Raw genomic sequence first — 3,417 nt, 5'->3', positions numbered from 1 at the left:
GCATCTGCTACCCAGCCAGCAGGACGGGGGGATGCAGGGAATGTCAATATTAAAGTTACTGGCGCTGTTGATATTACTGGGGAGAAAAATGGTTTTGTCAGTGGGATTGCCAGCCGGGTGGATAGGGGAACAGTTGGCAATGGGGGTAACATTACTATCGATTCTGGTTCTTTCTCGTTACAAGATGGCGCTCGACTTACTGCCTCAACTTCTGGACAAGGCAATGCAGGCAAAATTAAAGTTAATGCTGCTGATTTTTTCACCATTTCTAGCAAGAGTTCTAACTTTAACAGTGGCTTATTCGTTAACTCCCGAAGTCCGACGGGTACTGCTGGAGATATTATCGTCAACTCACCTAGAGTTACCTTAGACAACAGTGGCACACTCAACGCCCAATCTGCATTGGGTGAGGGTGGCGACATCAACTTACAAACTGATTTACTGCTTCTGCGTCGTGGCGCTCAAATTTCCACCACCGCAGGCACAGCACAAGCTGGTGGTAATGGTGGCAACATTAATATTGATGCTCCGTTGGGCTTCATCGCTGCTGTCCCTGAAGAAAATAGCGACATCACTGCTAATGCTTACACAGGCAAGGGTGGGAGAGTAAATATTCAAGCCTTTGGTATCTATGGCATTCAACCCCGCCAGTTCCCAACTTCTCTTTCGGATATCACCGCTAGTTCTGAGTTGGGTGTAAACGGCACTGTAGAACTTAACACACCTGGTATCGACCCCAACAGTGGCTTGCTTGAGTTGCCCACAGTACCAGTTGACACCCAGGTAGCCCAAGGCTGTTATAGTCCAGGTTACACCCAAAATCGATTTGTGATCACCGGACGCGGCGGTTTACCGTTTAATCCTAAAGACATTCTCACTCCTGATGCGTCACAAATCGATTGGGTGTCTTTTAAACCCACTAACAACAACCGTTCCCTACCACCTGTTACCAGTAAACCGACTATCTCCGCTCCCAAACGGATTGTTGAAGCCACAGGTGCAGTACTAAATGCCAAAGGACAAATAGTCCTCAGCGCTAATTCATCCACTGCTACCCCTAATACTTTCAAACAAAACTCAACTCAGTGCAGTGGTAGCTGAAGTTACTCAAACTTTTGCTGTATCTTGTTTGCTCATGTTATTCAGTAGCCTGGCAACAGAACAAAAATGGTGGAATGGCGCAGCCTCAAAGTGGCGGCTACGATTTACGTAATCAACTTGCTGCTGATGTGTTTTATGACAATGGTACAGAATTCATCCAATTCACCAACGGTAAAGAAATAGTGGTAGAGACGGCTTGGCGCTGGGAATGGGAACGAGTGCTGGAATATGTCAGTAGTTGAAGTGTGATCGCTCAAATGGTTGCCGTAAACATTGCATGAAACCACAACATGAATGGTAATTGCTACCGATTTCAATCTACTAACTCTCCATCCACACACGCAATTCCCCACTGCGGATACTTCACCAGCAGCTTCTTGATCACAATTTGCAAAGCCGGATCATCGTCCCAACACTCCTGCAAGAAGCCCAACCCCGGATTCTGCCCCGAATTCGCCGCAACTTTGAGTTTCTGCATACGCTCAGGTCGAATCTGCGACCTTCCAACAATCGCCTCATGCGACCACTTTTCAGCGCTGGTGACAGACGCGGCGGAACTTTCACCCTCATCAACTGCTTTGATCTCTACACCCGAAACCGAGTTTTCAGCCGTAAACGTTGCAGAATAACCCTGTTCTACAAGCTCTGGTGTTTGATTAGCGATCGCTAAAGTTGAAGAAAATTCATTTACGGCGACGGACACCGCGGAACCAGTACCTTCATGACAGTCCCTCGGTTCAACACCACAATTCTGGTTTTCAGCCAACAACAAAGCGGGATTACTCGGTGCAGCTTCCACAAGCGCCAGCGATGTACAGTCATTCGCCGTAGGTGAGTTTTCCTCATTCTCTGACACGCCTTGAACAGACTGAGGCGACGCGCCCCCCAAGGGCGCGTGAGCCGTCTCCTCTACACGCGGATTTAGTGTAAGCGTGTCAGAGACACAGTTCACGAACTCTTTTGTAGAGTTCGTGAACTGTTCCTGAGTAGTTCGTGAGGTTTCCTGGAACCCTTGCTCTGAATGACTTTGACTTAAAATAGATGCTTGATTTAAAGCACCCATTTCTTCAGAGCCAGCATCTTTCTCTGAATCCCCAGCATTTGATTCTCGTTTTTCAGCATTGGCTTTCTCCCAAAATTCCTTCATCCGGCTACCGTGTAAATTCTGAACCATCCACTTCACTGTCTCCCGTCCATCCTGAATCGACTTATCGGGTTTGAAGATGAACAGTCCACTGTCAGCTAGAATTTTCTTTGCAGAGATAAAAGTACTGTACCCCAAAGCAGAAGTTAGCGGCATCCATCGAGAACCGTATGGGTCAGCCGTCCAGGATTCTTGCCACAATTGCGTAACTGAAGGCTTTTGCTGCGAAGCCCATAACATATCTTGAATTGGGATAATCACATGAAGCCTTTTATATGAGGATTCCTTCTTGCTAGCAGCTTTTTTGGGCTTGGGTCTTGTAATAGTTGCAGTCATTTTACAATCTCCTGTTTATGTTGACGCACGGAAATTTCCCCCACTGTGATGCGGGGCTTGGTACTTGTATTCGGTTGTCTAAAGAATTATTGGTATGAACAACAGATCAGTTAGCCCTGCCAGAATCGCAATTCGTCTCGGAAATACCTATCACTCTTTTTTGATTGCTCCTTCCAGCAATCCCATGCAACGATTACCTCATCTCCCAAATCCTGAATCACTTCACCTCTGGCGACATACAAAGTACGGTATGGATCAGCATGGGCAACAATAGAACCAACGCCAATAGTATCCAGTTGAAAGGATACTTTCTGGAGTGTGGTAATTAATTCTGTCTCTTGGGTGGTCAATTCTGCCCAGTAATCTTGTTTGATTACCTCATACTCTTGGGCAACATCCCAATAGTCCTGCCAAGTACACCCAGGTTTTGCAAGTACCTGCCGAATATCACTAACCGCCTGGGATAGCATTTCCAATTGCTCGGCTCGGTAAGCGATCGCAGTTGGTGTCGGTTCGCTTCCCAGAATTATCGCCGCAGCTTCGAGAGCCTGGGTATTGTTCATCGCACTAGCTAAGTTCTTTAACGCCATGCCCATCAGCCGCAAACATTCTTGGGCATTTTCCTTGGGTGGTTCCTGCGCTAGCGATCGCAGATCAATAGTCTGCTCTAGCGCTTGTTTCACCTGCTTGTTCAACAGCAATTCTCATTTTGGAAAAAATAGGGTATTAACCCCGATTTTGGAATTGAAAATATAGTACAAAATAACTAGTTTTTCAGCCAGAGGCAATGGCTAAAAAAACAATTAGGTCGAATAATTAAGTATAAATACTTGATA

General features: G+C 46.4%; 2 protein-coding genes and 2 pseudogenes. 2 read left to right on the top strand and 2 right to left on the bottom strand.

From position 1 onward, the window contains the following. Positions 1 to 1,101, top strand: a pseudogene (locus tag ACEW80_RS24710) (hypothetical protein); the annotation flags it as partial. Positions 1,102 to 1,175: 74 nt separating this feature from the next. Continuing rightward, entirely contained in the window at positions 1,176 to 1,343 is a 168-nt protein-coding gene (locus tag ACEW80_RS24705) for a hypothetical protein (protein WP_373529126.1), read from the top strand. 71 nt (positions 1,344 to 1,414) lie between these two features. On the opposite strand, the gene ACEW80_RS24700 is transcribed toward ACEW80_RS24705, so the two are convergent. Together ACEW80_RS24700 and ACEW80_RS24695 are read right to left on the bottom strand one after the other, a co-directional pair. Then, positions 1,415 to 2,581: a hypothetical protein gene (locus tag ACEW80_RS24700; RefSeq protein ID WP_373529125.1), complete on the bottom strand. Its 1,167-nt coding sequence runs from the start codon at positions 2,579 to 2,581 to the stop codon at positions 1,415 to 1,417. A gap of 110 nt (positions 2,582 to 2,691) precedes the next feature. Then, positions 2,692 to 3,276, bottom strand: a pseudogene (locus tag ACEW80_RS24695) (hypothetical protein); the annotation flags it as partial. Between the last annotated feature and the right edge of the window lie 141 nt (positions 3,277 to 3,417).

It is taken from the genome of Nostoc sp., from assembly GCF_041747015.1.
GTDB lineage: Bacteria > Cyanobacteriota > Cyanobacteriia > Cyanobacteriales > Nostocaceae > Nostoc.
This window is presented reverse-complemented; position numbering and strand designations above follow the sequence as displayed.